The sequence below is a fragment of the Streptomyces sp. NPDC049915 genome (genome assembly GCF_040656475.1).
Classification (GTDB): Bacteria; Actinomycetota; Actinomycetes; order Streptomycetales; family Streptomycetaceae; genus Streptomyces.
In genome coordinates this window covers 190,797-206,084 of record NZ_JBFAMH010000010.1, presented here as the reverse complement: position 1 = coordinate 206,084, position 15,288 = coordinate 190,797, and the positions used below count along the sequence as shown (strand labels likewise).

Sequence of the window (15,288 nt, the reverse complement as noted above, 5' to 3'; positions counted from 1 at the left end):
GGATCAGGCCTCCTCGACCGGAAGAGCGGTGTCGGCCTGGGCGCGCAGGACGTCGAACCGCTTCATGCGCTCGAGCACCGCCTCCGCCGTCGGATGCTCCATCCGGTCCACGATCCGCCCGTCGGCGAGAAAGAGCACCACGTCGGAGTGGGCGGCCGCACCCGGGTCGTGGGTGACCATGACGACGGTCTGGCCGAGGGAGTCGACGGCCTCCCGCAGGAACCCCAGCACCTCCAGGCCGGCCCGCGAGTCGAGATTCCCGGTCGGCTCGTCCGCGAAGATCAGCTCCGGCCGGGAGACCAGCGCCCGCGCACACGCGACGCGCTGCTGCTGGCCGCCGGAGAGCTGGGCCGGGCGATGGCCGAGCCGGTCGCGCAGACCGAGGGTGTCCACGACCCGGTCGAGCCACTGCCGGTCCGGCCGGCGGCCCGCGATGTCCATCGGCAGAGTGATGTTCTCCAGCGCGTTCAGCGTCGGGATCAGGTTGAACGACTGGAACATGAACCCGATCCGGTCCCGCCGCAGCCGGGTCAGCTCCCGCTCCCGCAAGCCCGTGATCTCGGTGTCGCCGAGCCACACCTGTCCGGCCGAGACGGTGTCGAGCCCCGCCAGGCAGTGCATCAGCGTGGACTTGCCGGAGCCCGAGGGGCCCATCACCGCCGTGAAGCGGCCCCGCGCGATGTCCACGTCCACCGCGTCCAAGGCGAGCACGGCCGCCTCGCCCTGCCCGTACGCCTTGGTCAGCCCGCGGGCACGGGCCGCGGCGACGTCGGCCGGGGCGGAGCCGGGCGGGTGCTCCACAGCAATTCTGGACACGGCTGCCTCCTCGTGGCGGCCCGGGACCGGCGGTTGATCCCGGGGCGGTCGTCCCAGGCCGAGCGTAGTGTGGCCCGGCGCACACCTTGTACACCGTGCCGGTCTCCCGCGCGCCCTTGCGGCTGCTAGCACCCTGGCGCTAGCGTCGAGGTATGGCGAAGACCCAGCTGAACGTGCGGGTGGACGAGGACACCGCCCGCGCCGCCCGGGAGCGCGCGCTGGCCCGCGGGATGAGCGTCAACCGCTACATCGAGGAACTGGTCCGTCAGGACGCCGGTGAGGCGGGGCGCACCTTCGTGGAGGCCGCCGCCGACTTCATGAAGAGCTACGCGTCGGTGTTCGCGGAGGAGTTCGGCGCCGACCGGGACGGGGCGCGGCGGGAGGGCCCGCGGGACGGGGCCCGGGAAGGCGGCAGCTGATCCGTTGAGCCGCCTCCGCATCGATCTCGCCTGGCTGCTGATGCTCGCCGAGCAGCAGACACCGGGAGACCCGCAGGTCACCGACTGGGGCGCGCTGGTCGCCGCCGTCGCCCGCCACCAGGCCGAGATCTTCGACGTCCCCGTCTACGACACCCCGTACGAGCGCGCCGCCGCCCTGCTGCAATTGCTGATCCACGTGCCCGCGCTGGAGCGCTCCAACGCGCTGTTCGCCTCCGCCGTGGCCTACGCCTACCTGGTCGCGAGCGGACTGAAGGTCGTCACCTCCCCCGAGCAGGTGCGCGAACTGGCCCGGCTGGTCAAGAGCGGCGAGGCGTCCGTCGACGACATCGCTCGCGAGCTGCGGCAGTGGAGCGCGTGAGTCACTCCACCGGCCGCCACGCGGTGCCCAGCACGCAGTACGACGGCGGCAGCCTCGGGCCCTCCTCCGGCATCAGCACCTGCCGGTACGGGCCGAGTTCGAACCCGGCCGCGCGCAGGGCGGCCACCGGGTCGCGCGCGACGTGGCAGCCGCCGTTCAGCGCGGGCCACACCGTGCGGTCCAGGACCCGCTGGGTCAACCGCATCGCCGTGCCGCCGCCGGCGCCGTGCTCGAAGAAGCGGACCATCCCGCCCGGGCGCAGCACCCGCCGTACCTCGGCCAGCGCGCGCGGCACGTCCCGCACGCTGCACAGCACCAGCGAGACCACCGCCGCGTCGAAGGCCTCGCTCTTGACCGGCAGCGCCTCCGCCGCGCCCGGCGCCACGTCGACCGGCACCTCGGCGCGCAGGGCCGCCTGCTGCGCCAACTGCCGCAGCGTGCGCTCCGGTTCGATGGCGACGACCTCGGCGACCGTCGCCGGGTAGTGCGCGAAGTTCAGCCCGTTGCCCGCGCCGACCTCGATCACCCGCCCGGACAGCCCGGCCAGCAGCCGTCCGCGGATGCCGGCCATGCCGACCCGGGATTCCATGGCGACGCTGACGCGGGCGTAGTAGCGGGCGAACAGCGGATGGTGGACGGCGTCCGGTGGCGCCTTGCCGGAGCCGGCGGCTCGCAACGGCATGGGAGACCTCCTCGGCAGGACGGGCCTTACGCCGATTCTCCCCCGCCCCGGCCGGACGCACCCCTCCCGCACCGGATCCCATCGGTTGTACGGCCCTGACCTGCCGCCCGCCGGACACGCGGGGCGGGCCGGGGGCACCCGTTGCGTCCCGGCGCGGTCAGGCGGCCCTGGCCATCTCCGCCCGCGCCGCGACCCCGCGTCCGCCCAGTCCGTGCCCGTCAGGGCGCCTCGCGGACCCGGAACGCCTCCGCGTCCCACGTGCCGTCCAGGCGCGGAGCCAGCCAGCCGGGGGCAGCCGTACGGAAGTCGGCCGGGGGCAACGCGCCCGCGCGCTCCGGGAGGGCGCCGAGGAGGGGGGCGCCGGCCACGACCGGCAGGTCCTCCAGATTGCAGCGCATGGCCAGGTCGGGTGTGCGCGGCCAGCTGCCGATCACCACGCCGAGCAATTCCACGTCCCGTCGCCGCAGTTCCCGCGCGCTCAGTTCCGTGATGTTCAGCGTGCCGAGCGCCGGCGAGGCCACGAGCAGCACCGGCGCGCGCAGCAGCGCCGCCGCGTCCGCGAGCGTGCCGCCCGCCGCGTCGAACCGCACCAGCAGCCCGCCCGCACCCTCCACCAGCACGAGATCGTGCTCGGTGGCCAGCTTGGCCGCCACCTCGGCGATCTCCTGCGGATGCACCGGCGCACGGCCGGCCCGCCGCGCTGCGGTGGCCGGCGCCAACGGCTCCGGGTAGCGGGCGACTTCGGCCACCGTCACCGCGCCCGCGAGGTGCGCCACCTCGTCGGCGTCGCCGTGCTCGTCGGGGCCGACCCCGGTCTGCGCGGCCTTCAGCACGGCCACCGAGCGGCCGGCCGCGAGCGCCGCGGTCGCCACCGCCGCGGTCGCCACCGTCTTGCCGACGTCCGTGTTCGTGCCCGTGATCATCAGTACCGGCATGTCATCCCTCCCGAGCCGCCGCGCACACCGCGCGGCAGATCCGCGCCACGTCGGCGTCCGACGTGACGTACGGCGGCATCGTGTAGATCAGGTCGCGGAACGGCCGCAGCCACACGCCCTCGCGCACCGCGGCGCGGGTCGCGGCGGCCATGTCCACGGGGTGGTCCAGCTGGACGACCCCGATCGCGCCGAGGACCCGCACGTCCGTCACGCCGGGCAGATCCGAGGCCGCCGCGAGCCCCTCACGCAGTCCGGCCTCGATCCGCTTGACCTCGGCGAGCCAGTCCTGCCCGAGCAGCAGCTCGATCGAGGCGCAGGCGACGGACGCGGCGAGCGGATTGCCCATGAACGTCGGCCCGTGCGCCAGCACCGGCACCTCGCCCCGCGAGATCCCGTCCGCCACGCGCGCGGTGCACAGCGTCGCCGCCATGGTCAGATATCCGCCGGTGAGCGCCTTGCCGACGCACATCACGTCCGGGGACACCGCCGCGTGCCCGGCCGCGAACAGCGCGCCCGTGCGGCCGAACCCGGTCGCGATCTCGTCGAACACCAGCAGCACGTCGTGCGCGTCGCACGCTTCGCGCAGCACCCGCAGATAGGCGGGGGAGTGGAACCGCATCCCGCCCGCGCCCTGCACCACCGGCTCGACGACGACGGCGGCGAGTTCATGGGCGTGGCGCTCCACCATCGAGCGCAGATGCCCGGCGTACGCCTCGTCGTAGCCGGCGGGCGGTGCGTCGGCGAAGACCTGGCGCGGGAGGACGCCGGACCACAGCTCGTGCATGCCGCCCTCGGGGTCGCACACCGACATGGGCGTCCAGGTGTCGCCGTGGTAGCCGCCCCGCCACGTCATCAGCCGGTGCTTCTCCGGGCGGCCGAGCGAGCGCCAGTACTGCAGGCACATCTTGGCCGCGACCTCGACCGAGACCGAACCGGAGTCGGCGAGGAAGACGTGTTCCAGGCCGTCGGGCGACATGTCGACAAGGAGCTTGGCGAGCCGCACGGCGGGCTCGTGCGTGAGCCCGCCGAACATCACATGGCTCATCCGGCCCAGCTGTCGGGTCGCGGCCTCGTTGAGCACCGGGTGGTTGTAGCCGTGGATGGCCGACCACCACGACGACATGCCGTCGACCAGTTCACCCGAGCCGTCCGCGAGCTTCAGCCGTACCCCGCTCGCCGCCTCCACGACGAGCGGTTCCACCTGCCCGGGCATCGGGCCGTACGGGTGCCACACATGCCGCCGGTCGAGCTCCAGCAGCTCGGGCACGCTCAGGTCAGGCATTGGGCGCGAGGTCCGTGCCCGCGCCGCGCCGGCGCACGGCGACCAGGTCCGTGCGGGGCTCGCCCGTCGCCGGCGCGGGGGCGGCCGTACCGCAGACGCCGCCGCCTTCGTGCGACCCGCAGCCGCCGGCCGAAGCATGCGAGCCGCAGCCCTCCGCGCCCTCGTGCGACCCGCAGCCGCCCGCCGCCGCGTGCGACCCGCAGCCGCCGGCCGTGCCCGCCCGGTGCTCCGGCAGGGTCACCTCGCCGGCGCCCTCCACCTCGAACCCGGCGTCCGCGATCATCTCCAGGTCGGCCTTGCCGGCCTGGCCCTCGCTGGTCAGGTAGTCGCCGAGGAAGATCGAGTTGGCCAGGTTCAGCGCCAGCGGCTGCATCGTGCGCAGATGGACCTCGCGGCCGCCCGCGATACGGACCTCCACGTCCGGGCAGACGAAGCGGACCATCGCCAGGATGCGCAGGCAGCGCTGCGGGGTGAGGTTCCACTCCTTGGCCAGCGGGGTGCCCTCGAACGGGATCAGGAAGTTCACCGGAACGGAGTCCGGGTCCAGCTCGCGCAGCGAGAAGACCACGTCCACCAGGTCCTCGTCGCTCTCGCCCATGCCGGCGATGAGGCCGGAGCACGCCGACAGGCCCGCCGCGTGCGCCTTGGTCACCGTGTCGACACGGTCGGCGTACGTGTGGGTGGTCGTGATGTCCGCGTACGTGCCCTCGGAGGTGTTGAGGTTGTGGTTGTAGGCGTCAGCGCCCGCCTCGCGCAGCCGCTCGGCCTGACCGTCGGAGAGCAGGCCGAGGCAGGCGCACACCTCGACGTCCTCGTTCTGCTCCTTGATCGTCTTGATGGTCTCGGAGACCCGGTCCACGTCCCGGTCGGTCGGGCCGCGCCCGCTGGCCACCAGGCAGACCCGCTTGGCGCCGCCGGCCAGGCCCGCGGCGGCGGCCTGGGAGGCCTCGTCGGGCTTGAGCCAGGTGTACTTCAGGATGTCGGCCTTGGAGCCCAGGCGCTGCGAACAGTAGGAGCAGTCCTCGGGGCACAGGCCGGACTTGAGGTTGACCAGGTAGTTGAGTTTCACCCGTCGGCCGAACCAGTGCCGGCGCACCTTGCCGGCCGCGGCCACCACATCGAGCAGTTCGTCGTCGGTCGTGGCGAGGACGGCCAGGGCTTCCTCGCGGGTCGGCAGCTCGCGCCGCAGTCCCTTGTCCACCAGCGTGTTCAGCAGGTCCATGGGAGCTGATCCTGTCTTACGGGGGTAGGTCAGGCCAAGGAGAGTTCGCACAAACAAGGCCGTTCGAGGTGTGGGTATTGCCACATCCTGAGCTGCGGTGTGTCCCGCTAGTGTCTGTCCACTGCCTACAAAATCCCCGGAGGACCCATGGCGTTCGGCTGGATCGACGAGCAGGCGGACGCGCGCCGCCGGGCGGGACTTGTGCGCACCCTGCGTCCCCGCCCCGCCGACACGCCGCTGCTGGACCTGGCGAGCAACGACTACCTGGGTCTGGCCCGCCATCCGGAGGTCACCGAGGGCGCGGCACGGGCCGCGCGGACGTGGGGCGGCGGCGCGACCGGCTCCCGCCTGGTCACCGGCACGACCGAACTGCACACGGAGCTGGAGCGCGAGCTCGCGGAGTTCTGCGGCTTCGAGGCGGCCCTCGTCTTCTCCTCCGGCTACGCCGCCAACCTCGCCGCGGTCACCGCGCTGGCACCGCACGGCTCGCTGATCGTCTCCGACGCGGGCAACCACGCCTCCCTCATCGACGGCTGCCGGCTGGCCCGCGGCACCACCCAGGTCGTCGCGCACGCCGAACCGGACGCCGTACGCAAGGCGCTCGGCACGCACGAGGGCACCGCGATCGCCGTGTCGGACACCGTGTTCTCGGTGGACGGCGACGCCGCGCCGCTGGCCGAGCTCGCCGCGGCGTGCCGGGAGTCCGGCGCGGGCCTGGTGGTCGACGACGCCCACGGCCTGGGTGTCCTCGGCGACGGCGGGCGCGGCGCGCCGCACGCGGCGGGGCTCGCCGGGGCGGACGACGTGGTCGTGACGGTGACGCTGTCGAAGTCGCTCGGCAGCCAGGGCGGGGCCGTGCTCGGGCCCGCGCGGGTGATCGAGCATCTGCTCAACGCGGCCCGGACCTTCATCTTCGACACCGGACTCGCCCCGGCCGCGGCGGGCGCCGCCCTCGCGGCCCTGCGGCTGCTGCGCCGCGAGCCGCAGCGGGCGGCGCGGGCGCGCACGGTGGCCGCCGAGCTGCACGCCCGGCTGACGGCCGCGGGTCATCAGGCGGTACGGCCGGACGCCGCCGTGGTCTCGGTGCGCGCTCCGTCCGCTGAGCTGGCCGTGCGCTGGGCGGCCGACTGCCGGACGGCCGGCCTGGCCGTGGGCTGCTTCCGACCTCCTTCCGTACCCGACGGCATCTCACGGCTCAGGCTGACCGCCCGTGCGGACCTGACCGGGGATCAGATCGAACGCGCTGTGCAGGTGATCGGCGAGACGCGGCCATGAGTCGGCGTGCACGGCCGTGCCCTCGCCCGGTGTGTGCCGTGCTCAGTCGCGGCGCACGGCGGCCGTGAACGTCGCCCAGCTCCCGGGGGAGAAGAGCAGCGCCGGCCCGTCCGGGGCCTTGGAATCGCGTACGGCGAGCAGCCCGGCCCATGGCCCAGAGGCCGGCCGGGCCGTTTCGACGCAGTTGTTCGCTCCGGTGCTGTAGCTGCTGCGCTGCCAGCGCACGTCGTGCAGATCGGTACTGGAAAAGACGTTCCGAGGCAGTGCGGTCATGGTGCCTCCTTACGCGCCGTCACCTAGTGAGGCGATGAAATCCAACGAGTCCTCGGGGGAAAGGGCGTGGATCCGAAGGGAGTTGAAGGCCTCCGCGTAGGCCCCGAGGTCTTCTTTCCGTTCGAGGTAGAGGCTACTCGTCATGTTGTCGAGAACAACCACGTCCAGATCAGAAGTGCTCGGAAATGAGAAAATAACGAAAGGCCCGGTGATGCCGACATGCGCCCCCGCGGAGAACGGCAGCACCTGCAACCGCACCTGGGGCAGTTGCGCCGCCTGAAGGAGCCGCCGCAACTGCTGCGCCATCACCTCCGGACCGCCCACCTCCCGGCGCAGCACCGCTTCGTCCAGCACGGCGCTGAGCCTCAGCGGAGGCTGCGCGTGCAGCACGCCCTGGCGGGCCAGACGCACCTCCACCAGCGCGTCCAGCCGCTCCTCGTCCACCGCGCCGACGGCCGCCCGGGTCACCGCGCGGGCGTAGGCGGGTGTCTGCAGCAGCCCCGGCACGACCGAGGTCTCCAGCGTGCGCATCGCGCTGGCCTGCGACTCCAGACTGATGAAGTCGCGGTACGTGGGGGGCAGCACCCCGCGGTAGGCATGCCACCAGTGCTCCCGGCCGCCGATCTGGGAGCCCGCCAGCACCAGCAGCAGGTCACGCAGTTCGTCGTCGTCGACGCCGTACGCGTCCAGCAGTAAGCGCACGTCGGACGGTTTCGCGCCACTCGAGCCGGTCTCGATCCGGCTGACTTTCGACTGGTGCCAGCCCACCAGCCGGGCCGCCTCCCCGCTGGTGAGTCCCGCCCGGGCGCGCAGCGCGCGTAATTCGGCGCCCAGCTTCCGGCGGCGCACCGCGGGACCATGCTGCATGCGCCCCTCCTTACTCCGTCCGAGCCGCCCGGACACGGTCCGCCGTGGCAGAGTTCACCGCTTCGAGCGACAGATATATGCATAACTTGGTGGATCGCCTCCGTGAGCGGTGCGGTGATGGCACTCTGGCGGCGAAGCACCAGTCCGGGACCGTACTCGAACCACCGGCTCCGTGCCGGACTGCGGTCCCGTGGGAAAGGGACGACGTCGCCATGGCAGACCACCTGGAAGCATCCATCACTCTGCCGAGCGATCCCGCCTCGGTGTCCGCGGCCCGCGGCTTCGTGGCCGGCACCCTGGCGGAATGGGGTCTGCCGTCGGACGCGGAGCTGGCGGACAGCATCCGGTTGATCGTCTCCGAACTGGCCACGAACTCCGTTCAGCACACGTTCGGGCAATCCCCGACGTTCACCGTGGACGTCGTCCTCGACCGCGACGAACTGCTGCGGATCGGCGTCACCGACAGTCACCCCCGCTTCCCCAAGCGGCTGCCTGCGGCCGTCCAGCAGGACAACGGCCGCGGCATGGTCATCATCCGCTGGCTGGCCGCCGAGTGCGGCGGCAGACTCCGCGTCCGCCCCACCCGCGAGGGCGGCAAGACGGTCGCCATCGAACTGCCCTGGGCGCTTCCCCCCGAGCCGGTCCCCTCACCGGGCCAGGCGGAACCGAAGCCACATCCCTGCTGAGCCGACGGCACGTCACATCGGCCCTGGGAACCCCGCCCCGCCGGGCGGCTGTCGTCGACGTCCGGCGGGGCGGCAGGAACGCGCTGAGCACGGCTGGGAGCCGCTGCCGGCCCTCCTCGGCTGAGCCACGGCGCGCCGGCGGACGGCACGACCGAGGAGGGCCGGCCGGTCAGCTCACCCGGCCGTACCAGACACTCCTGGTCCAGATCTTCTGCAGGCGCACCACGTCACCCGTCTTCGGGGCGTGCCAGATCTTGTTCTTCCCGGCGTAGATGCCGACGTGGTAGACGTTCGACCCCGAGTGGAAGAACACCAGGTCTCCGGCCTTGCGGCTGCGGGCCGGGATGTGGCGCGTCCTGTTGTACTGCTGGGCGGCCGTCCGCGGCAGCTTCTTGCCGGCCTTCTTGAACGAGTACAGCGTGAGTCCCGAGCAGTCGAACCGCCGCGGCCCGGTGGCGCCCCACTGGTACGGCGCGCCCTTCTTGGACGCGGCGATCTGCAGCGCCTTGGTCGCCGGCGTCGCGGCGGCGGCCTCCGAGGCGAGGCCCGGGACCACGATCGAGCTGCCCATCGCGGCGATGGTCAGGGCGGAAGCCGTACCGGCCCGGGCCATGAGCGACGGGACACGATTGAGCGCAGTCATGCGCAACCCTTCGTCAGCCGCCTGTGAAGGATGACCTGTCGGATTCGGGCTGGCGAAGTAGCCCGGCCGCTGACGCGGCTTCACCCCAAGGGCAGCTCGGCCCGGTCGTGGCATGACCGTTCCGGCGACCCGTCGTGCTTGGGTCCTCCACTCCTGCCGATCCACTCCTGTCGACCGGTCATCCGGGCGGCGGCAGGACTCGGCGTCCGCCCGGATCGCCCCGCCGTTGTGGCGGGGGCTTGTCGTCAGTCAGGGATCTTGGCCCACAACTGTCCGAAAATCCCAACGGAACCGGGTATTTGTGGTGTTCCTCACCACTCACCCGTTCGGGTGGACACGCCTGTGTTCGATGGGGAGTCCACTCGTCCTGCGAGCCCCGGACCAGCGGCGGAACCCTTCATTCCGCCCTCTCGTCCCGCCTGTTGCGCAACTCGGACCCCCCGAAAAAAAGGCGTGCGGATAGGCCGATAGTGGGTACGTCGTTCGGTCCGTTTGAACTCAGCTCGGGGCTTGCTCAACTCCCGTCCCGCGGTGGCACGGTGCGCTGGTGCGTCAGCGTCAGCACGGCGCGCTGCGCCACGGCCTTGCCGACGAGCGCCCGCGCGGCCCGCAGCACCCGGTAGGTGTCGCCGGGGCAGGCCGAATTGATCCGCCGGGCAGGTCGACGACCTCCAGGTAACGGTCGGTCAACTCACCCTCGGCTGGGGTGAGGGCGGGCAGCGGCGGAAGGCCGGGACCGGGGAGCGACTCGAGGATCTGCGGGAGGCGGAGGGTCCGCGCAGGAGCAGATGGTCAGTCCGTCTCGGCAGTGCGCCCACTGACCCGGCGGTCCTCGTCGGGTATGGGGACGGTCTGCCGCCGGTCATGTGATCATCAAAGGCTGGTTAACGTCGTTGAAACTCCGACGGGCTAGCCTCCCGACCCACGCCACCAGGGGCTTTTCTGCCCGCAATTGAGCGCGGTCGGGAAATTTGTCTGTGTGTTACACCTGTCCCGTCGCGGTGGCTGCGGCAGCCGGACCCCGCACGGTCCGGAGCAAGGACTGTGAGGTGGGACGTGCAACTGACCCCGCACGAGCAGGAGAGACTGCTCATCCATGTGGCGGCCGATGTGGCCGACAAGCGCCGGGCCCGCGGCCTCAAGCTCAACCACCCCGAAGCGGTCGCCCTCATCACCTCCCACATCCTCGAGGGCGCCCGGGACGGCCGCACCGTCGCCGAGCTGATGGCCACCGGACGCAAGCTGCTCACCCGGGACGACGTCATGGAAGGCGTCGCCGAGATGATCCACGACGTGCAGGTCGAGGCCACCTTCCCGGACGGGACCAAGCTCGTCACCGTCCACGAGCCGATCATCTGACGGGGGACCCGCCATGATTCCCGGAGAGTTCCTCTTCGCCGAGGACCCCGTCGTGTGCAACGAAGGGCTCGAGGTCACCCGGCTGACCGTCCTCAACGCGGCAGACCGGCCCGTCCAGGTCGGCTCCCACTACCACTTCGCCGAGGCCAACCCCGGCCTGGAGTTCGACCGTGCCGCCGCCCACGGCAAGCGGCTGAACGTCGCCGCCGGCACCGCCGTGCGCTTCGAGCCGGGTCTGCCGGCCGACGTCGAACTCGTCCCCCTCGCCGGTGCCCGCGTGGTGTCCGGCCTGCGCGGCCAGGTCGGAGGTGCCCTCGATGCCTGAGATCTCCCGCGGCGCCTACGCCGACCTGTTCGGCCCGACCACCGGCGACCGCATCCGGCTCGCCGACACCGACCTGCTGATCGAGATCGAGGAGGACCGCTCCGGCGGCCCCGGACGCTCCGGCGACGAGGCCGTCTTCGGCGGCGGCAAGGTCATCCGCGAGTCCATGGGCCAGTCCCGGGCGACCCGCGCGGACGGCACCCCCGACACCGTGATCACCGGCGTCGTCATCGTCGACCACTGGGGCGTGATCAAGGCCGACGTCGGCATCCGCGACGGCCGCGTCACCGGCATCGGCAAGGCCGGCAACCCCGACACCATGGACGGCGTCCACCCCGACCTGGTACTCGGCCCCGAGACCGAGGTCATCGCGGGCAACGGGCGCATCCTGACCGCCGGCGCCATCGACGCGCACGTGCACTTCATCTGCCCCCAGGTCGCCGACGAGGCCCTCGCCTCCGGCATCACCACCCTCGTCGGCGGTGGCACCGGACCCGCCGAGGGCTCCAAGGCGACCACCGTCACGCCCGGACCCTGGCACCTCGCCCGCATGTTCGAGGCGATGGAGGCCTACCCCGTCAACGTCGGCTTCCTCGGCAAGGGCAACACCGTCTCGCACGAGGCGATGCTGTCCCAGATCCGCGGCGGCGCCGCGGGCCTGAAGATCCACGAGGACTGGGGCGCGACCCCGGCCGTCATCGACGCCGCGCTGACCGTGGCGGACATGACCGGCGTGCAGGTCGCCATCCACACCGACACCCTCAACGAGGCCGGTTTCGTCGGCGACACGCTCGCCGCGATCGCCGGGCGCGGCATCCACTCGTACCACACCGAGGGTGCGGGCGGCGGGCACGCACCGGACATCATGACGGTCGTCTCCGAGCCGCACGTGCTGCCCAGCTCGACGAACCCGACCCGGCCGTTCACCGTCAACACCGTCGAGGAGCACCTCGACATGCTGATGGTGTGTCACCACCTCAACCCGGCCGTCCCGGAGGACCTGGCGTTCGCCGAGTCCCGGATCCGGCCCTCCACCATCGGCGCCGAGGACGTTCTGCACGACCTGGGCGCGATCTCGATCATCTCCTCCGACTCCCAGGCCATGGGCCGGGTCGGTGAGGTGATCATGCGCACCTGGCAGACCGCGCACGTGATGAAGCGCCGCCGCGGCGCCCTGCCCGGCGACGGCCGCGCCGACAACCAGCGGGTACGCCGCTATGTCGCCAAGTACACGATCAACCCGGCGCTCGCCCAGGGCATGGCCCACGAGATCGGGTCCGTGGAGACCGGCAAGCTCGCCGACCTGGTGCTGTGGGAGCCGGCGTTCTTCGGCGTCAAGCCGCTCCTCGTGATCAAGGGCGGTCAGATCGCCTACGCGCAGATGGGCGACGCCAACGCCTCCATCCCCACCCCGCAGCCCATCCTGCCCCGCCCGATGTACGGGGCGATCGGCCGGGCGCCGGCGTCGAACTCGGTCAATTTCGTCGCCCCGCTCGCCCTCGAGGACGGGCTGCCGGAGCGGCTGGGCCTCGGCAAGCGGTTCACCGCGATCGAGTCCACCCGCGGCGTGACCAAGGCGGACATGCGCAACAACGACGCACGCCCGCGCGTGGACATCGACCCGGACAGCTTCGCCGTACGCGTCGACGGCGAGCTGGTGGAGTCCACACCCGCCACCGAACTGCCCATGGCCCAGCGGTACTTCCTCTTCTGACGGCCGCGCGATGACACGAGCAGCACTACTCGTCCTGGCCGACGGCCGGTTCCCCGCCGGAGGGCACGCGCACTCCGGCGGGGCCGAGGAAGCGGTCCGGGCCGGACGGATCACCGACGCGGCCGGCCTGGAGCGGTTCTGCCGCGGCCGGCTGCACACCACGGGCCTGGTGTCCGCCGCGCTGGCCGCGGCGGCCGCCCTCGGCGCCGACCCCGCCGCCCTCGACGCGGCGGCCGACGCCCGCACCCCCTCACCGGCGCTGCGCACCGCCGCGCGCAAGCTCGGCCGGCAGCTCATGCGGGCCGCGCGGGCGACCTGGCCGTCCGCCGACCTCGACGCCCTCGCGGCGCGGTTCCCCAAGGGCGCCCACCATCCGGTCGTGCTCGGCCTGACGGCGCGCGCGGCCGGATGCGGGCCGGAGGACGCCGCGTACTGCGCCGCCTACGAGAGCGTGGGCGGGCCGGCCACGGCGACCGTGCGGCTGCTGAGCCTGGACCCGTTCGACGCCACGGCCGTGCTGGCGCGGCTGGCGCCGGAGCTGGACCAGGTCGTCGAGCAGGCCGTCCGCGCCGCCCGCCGGGTCGCCGACGAGGGTGTCGACGCCCTCCCGGCGGCCTCCGCCCCGCTGCTGGAGATCGACGCGGAGGCCCACGCCGGCCGGCCGGTCCGCCTGTTCGCGTCCTAGCGCACGCGAACCACAGCACCGCCCGCCGGGCCACCCCCACCGTCCCGGCGCACCCCGAACCACAGGAGCCGTACATGCATCTCGACCACTCCCACGACGGCCCCGCCGCCGTCAGCGCCGACGCCCGCCGCCCCGACGGCAGCCGCCGCGCGCTACGCGTCGGACTCGGCGGCCCCGTCGGGTCCGGCAAGACCGCCACCGTCGCCGCGCTGTGCCGGGCCCTGCGCGACGAGCTGTCCCTCGCCGTCGTCACCAACGACATCTACACGCGGGAGGACGCCGAGTTCCTGCTGCGCGAGGCGGTCCTGCCGCCGGAGCGGATCGCCGCCGTGGAGACCGGCGCGTGCCCGCACACCGCGATCCGCGACGACATCTCCGCCAATCTGGAGGCCGTGGAGGACCTGGAGGACGAGGTCGGCCCGCTCGACCTGATCCTGGTGGAGTCCGGCGGCGACAACCTCACCGCGACCTTCTCCAAGGGCCTGGTCGACGCGCAGATCTTCGTCATCGACGTGGCCGGCGGCGACGACATCCCGCGCAAGGGCGGCCCGGGCGTCACCACCGCCGACCTGCTCATCGTCAACAAGACCGACCTGGCGCCGTACGTCGGCTCCGACCTCGCCCGGATGGCGGCCGACGCCAAGGCGCAGCGCGGTGACCTGCCCGTGGTCTTCCAGTCCCTGCGCGGCGAGAAGGGCGTCGGCGACGTCGCCGCCTGGGTGCGCGGCCGGCTCGCCGCGTGGACGGCGTGACGACGACGGGGGCCGGGGCGGCCACCCGGGCAGCGGGCGCGACCTGCCCTGCCGCCCGCCCGGACGGCGACGCGGTGCCCGGCGCGGGCAGGGCCACCCACGCCGACCGGAGGAGCGCCTACCGGGTCCGGGCCGTCGCCCGGGTCCACGCCCGGCCCGACGGGCGCGGCGGCACCGCGCTGCCCGTGCTGGAGGGCGAGGGGCCGCTCGCGCTGCGCCGCACCCGCGGCGCCGGTGACGCGGCGCGGGTCCTGCTGGTCGGCGCGATGAGCGCCCCGCTCGGCGGCGACCACCTCACCGTCGCCGCCGATGTGGCCGCCGGGGCCCGGCTGAGCCTCGGCTCGGCCGCCGCCACCATCGCGCTGCCCGGCGCGACGGGCGGCGAGGCCTGCTACGACGTGGAGCTGCGCGTGGCCGACGGCGGCGAGCTGGTGTGGCTGCCGGAGCCGCTGATCTCTGCCGCCGGCAGTGAGCTGGCCGTCACGACCCGGCTGGACCTGGCCCCGACCGCCCGGCTGGTCTTCCGGGAGGAACAGATCCTCGGCCGGGCCGCCGAGCAACCCGGCCGGCTCTCCAGCCGTCTCACCCTGCGGATCGGCGGGCGCACCGTCCTCGACCAGGAACTGGCCTGCGGTCCCGGCGCGCCCGGCGGCTGGGACGGACCGGCCGTGCTGGCCGGGCACCGGGCCGTCGGACAACTCCTCGTCGTGCGGCCGGAGTTCGCCGACGCACCCGTGCCGGCGATGACGGTGGGGGAGGGGTGCGCCGTCGTTCCCCTGACCGGGCCGGCCGCGCTCGTCACCGCCGTCGCTCCCGACGGGCTGCTGCTGCGGCGTGCGCTGGACGTGGCACTGGCGCTCGTCGAACGGCCCGCGACCCCGGTCCGCTGAGCGGTACACGATTTTCCGGTTATCGGATTGGCAAAGAAGGTCAACCAGCCCTGTTCTCAGAGCCCTCACAGCAGCAAGGATCCC

18 protein-coding genes, 1 pseudogene and 1 riboswitch are annotated in these 15,288 nt (G+C 73.0%); of the genes and pseudogenes, 10 read left to right on the top strand and 9 right to left on the bottom strand.

Annotated features, from left to right (window positions below; all coding sequences use genetic code 11):
- Positions 1 to 3 precede the first annotated feature (3 nt).
- Positions 4 to 816: an ABC transporter ATP-binding protein gene (locus AB0J12_RS19775; RefSeq protein ID WP_363265599.1), complete on the bottom strand. Its 813-nt coding sequence runs from the start codon at positions 814 to 816 to the stop codon at positions 4 to 6.
- 152 nt (positions 817 to 968) lie between these two features.
- On the opposite strand from AB0J12_RS19775, the gene AB0J12_RS19770 reads away from it, so the two are divergent.
- Together AB0J12_RS19770 and AB0J12_RS19765 are read left to right on the top strand one after the other, a co-directional pair.
- Positions 969 to 1,235, top strand: coding sequence for an antitoxin (locus AB0J12_RS19770; protein WP_363265598.1), 267 nt, complete (start codon positions 969 to 971; stop codon positions 1,233 to 1,235).
- 4 nt (positions 1,236 to 1,239) lie between these two features.
- Positions 1,240 to 1,614: a fic family toxin-antitoxin system, toxin component gene (locus AB0J12_RS19765; protein WP_363265597.1), complete on the top strand. Its 375-nt coding sequence runs from the start codon at positions 1,240 to 1,242 to the stop codon at positions 1,612 to 1,614.
- A gap of 1 nt (position 1,615) precedes the next feature.
- Here AB0J12_RS19765 and AB0J12_RS19760 read toward each other — a convergent pair whose 3' ends face one another.
- From AB0J12_RS19760 to bioB, 4 genes are all read right to left on the bottom strand, one after another.
- Complete coding sequence (locus AB0J12_RS19760) at positions 1,616 to 2,296, bottom strand: class I SAM-dependent methyltransferase (RefSeq protein ID WP_363265596.1); 681 nt, start codon at positions 2,294 to 2,296, stop codon at positions 1,616 to 1,618.
- Positions 2,297 to 2,514: 218 nt separating this feature from the next.
- A complete protein-coding gene (gene bioD / locus AB0J12_RS19755) occupies positions 2,515 to 3,231 on the bottom strand; it encodes a dethiobiotin synthase (protein ID WP_363265595.1) in 717 nt (238 codons plus the stop codon).
- Between the two features lies 1 nt (position 3,232).
- Entirely contained in the window at positions 3,233 to 4,513 is a 1,281-nt protein-coding gene (locus AB0J12_RS19750) for an adenosylmethionine--8-amino-7-oxononanoate transaminase (protein WP_363265594.1), read from the bottom strand.
- Positions 4,506 to 5,735, bottom strand: coding sequence for a biotin synthase BioB (bioB, locus tag AB0J12_RS19745; RefSeq protein ID WP_363265593.1), 1,230 nt, complete (start codon positions 5,733 to 5,735; stop codon positions 4,506 to 4,508). Before bioB ends, AB0J12_RS19750 begins: the two co-directional genes overlap by 8 nt.
- 147 nt (positions 5,736 to 5,882) lie before the next feature.
- On the opposite strand from bioB, the gene AB0J12_RS19740 reads away from it, so the two are divergent.
- The gene (locus tag AB0J12_RS19740; RefSeq protein WP_363265592.1) at positions 5,883 to 7,010 is read left to right on the top strand and encodes an 8-amino-7-oxononanoate synthase; all 1,128 of its coding nucleotides are present in this window, start codon (positions 5,883 to 5,885) and stop codon (positions 7,008 to 7,010) included.
- A gap of 42 nt (positions 7,011 to 7,052) precedes the next feature.
- Here the strand turns inward: AB0J12_RS19740 and AB0J12_RS19735 are convergent, their stop codons facing one another.
- Both AB0J12_RS19735 and AB0J12_RS19730 read right to left on the bottom strand, forming a co-directional pair.
- On the bottom strand, positions 7,053 to 7,283 hold the full coding sequence (locus tag AB0J12_RS19735) for a DUF397 domain-containing protein (protein ID WP_363265591.1): 231 nt from the start codon (positions 7,281 to 7,283) through the stop codon (positions 7,053 to 7,055).
- A gap of 9 nt (positions 7,284 to 7,292) precedes the next feature.
- Positions 7,293 to 8,150 carry a helix-turn-helix transcriptional regulator gene (locus AB0J12_RS19730; RefSeq protein WP_363265590.1) on the bottom strand — a complete coding sequence of 286 codons (858 nt, stop codon included), beginning with the start codon at positions 8,148 to 8,150 and terminating at the stop codon, positions 7,293 to 7,295.
- A gap of 212 nt (positions 8,151 to 8,362) precedes the next feature.
- Here AB0J12_RS19730 and AB0J12_RS19725 point away from each other — a divergent pair, with 212 nt between their 5' ends.
- Entirely contained in the window at positions 8,363 to 8,836 is a 474-nt protein-coding gene (locus AB0J12_RS19725; protein WP_363265589.1) for an ATP-binding protein, read from the top strand.
- 169 nt (positions 8,837 to 9,005) lie between these two features.
- On the opposite strand, the gene AB0J12_RS19720 is transcribed toward AB0J12_RS19725, so the two are convergent.
- The gene (locus tag AB0J12_RS19720; protein WP_363265588.1) at positions 9,006 to 9,479 is read right to left on the bottom strand and encodes a C40 family peptidase; all 474 of its coding nucleotides are present in this window, start codon (positions 9,477 to 9,479) and stop codon (positions 9,006 to 9,008) included.
- Between the two features lie 3 nt (positions 9,480 to 9,482).
- Positions 9,483 to 9,694: riboswitch (cyclic di-AMP (ydaO/yuaA leader) on the bottom strand.
- Positions 9,695 to 10,020: 326 nt separating this feature from the next.
- A pseudogene (locus AB0J12_RS19715) lies at positions 10,021 to 10,235 on the bottom strand (hypothetical protein); the annotation flags it as partial.
- 300 nt (positions 10,236 to 10,535) lie between these two features.
- Here AB0J12_RS19715 and AB0J12_RS19710 point away from each other — a divergent pair.
- The 6 genes from AB0J12_RS19710 (at position 10,536) to AB0J12_RS19685 (ending at position 15,204) form a co-directional block, all read left to right on the top strand.
- On the top strand, positions 10,536 to 10,838 hold the full coding sequence (locus tag AB0J12_RS19710) for an urease subunit gamma (protein ID WP_363265587.1): 303 nt from the start codon (positions 10,536 to 10,538) through the stop codon (positions 10,836 to 10,838).
- Between the two features lie 13 nt (positions 10,839 to 10,851).
- A complete protein-coding gene (locus AB0J12_RS19705; protein WP_363265586.1) occupies positions 10,852 to 11,163 on the top strand; it encodes an urease subunit beta in 312 nt (103 codons plus the stop codon).
- Positions 11,156 to 12,877: an urease subunit alpha gene (locus AB0J12_RS19700; RefSeq protein WP_363265585.1), complete on the top strand. Its 1,722-nt coding sequence runs from the start codon at positions 11,156 to 11,158 to the stop codon at positions 12,875 to 12,877. The genes AB0J12_RS19705 and AB0J12_RS19700 overlap by 8 nt, the downstream gene beginning before the upstream one ends.
- Positions 12,878 to 12,887: 10 nt before the next feature.
- Positions 12,888 to 13,562, top strand: coding sequence for an urease accessory UreF family protein (locus AB0J12_RS19695; protein WP_363265584.1), 675 nt, complete (start codon positions 12,888 to 12,890; stop codon positions 13,560 to 13,562).
- 74 nt (positions 13,563 to 13,636) lie between these two features.
- A complete protein-coding gene (gene ureG / locus AB0J12_RS19690) occupies positions 13,637 to 14,314 on the top strand; it encodes an urease accessory protein UreG (protein WP_363265583.1) in 678 nt (225 codons plus the stop codon).
- Between the two features lie 74 nt (positions 14,315 to 14,388).
- The gene (locus tag AB0J12_RS19685; protein WP_363265708.1) at positions 14,389 to 15,204 is read left to right on the top strand and encodes an urease accessory protein UreD; all 816 of its coding nucleotides are present in this window, start codon (positions 14,389 to 14,391) and stop codon (positions 15,202 to 15,204) included.
- Positions 15,205 to 15,288: the final 84 nt, after the last annotated feature.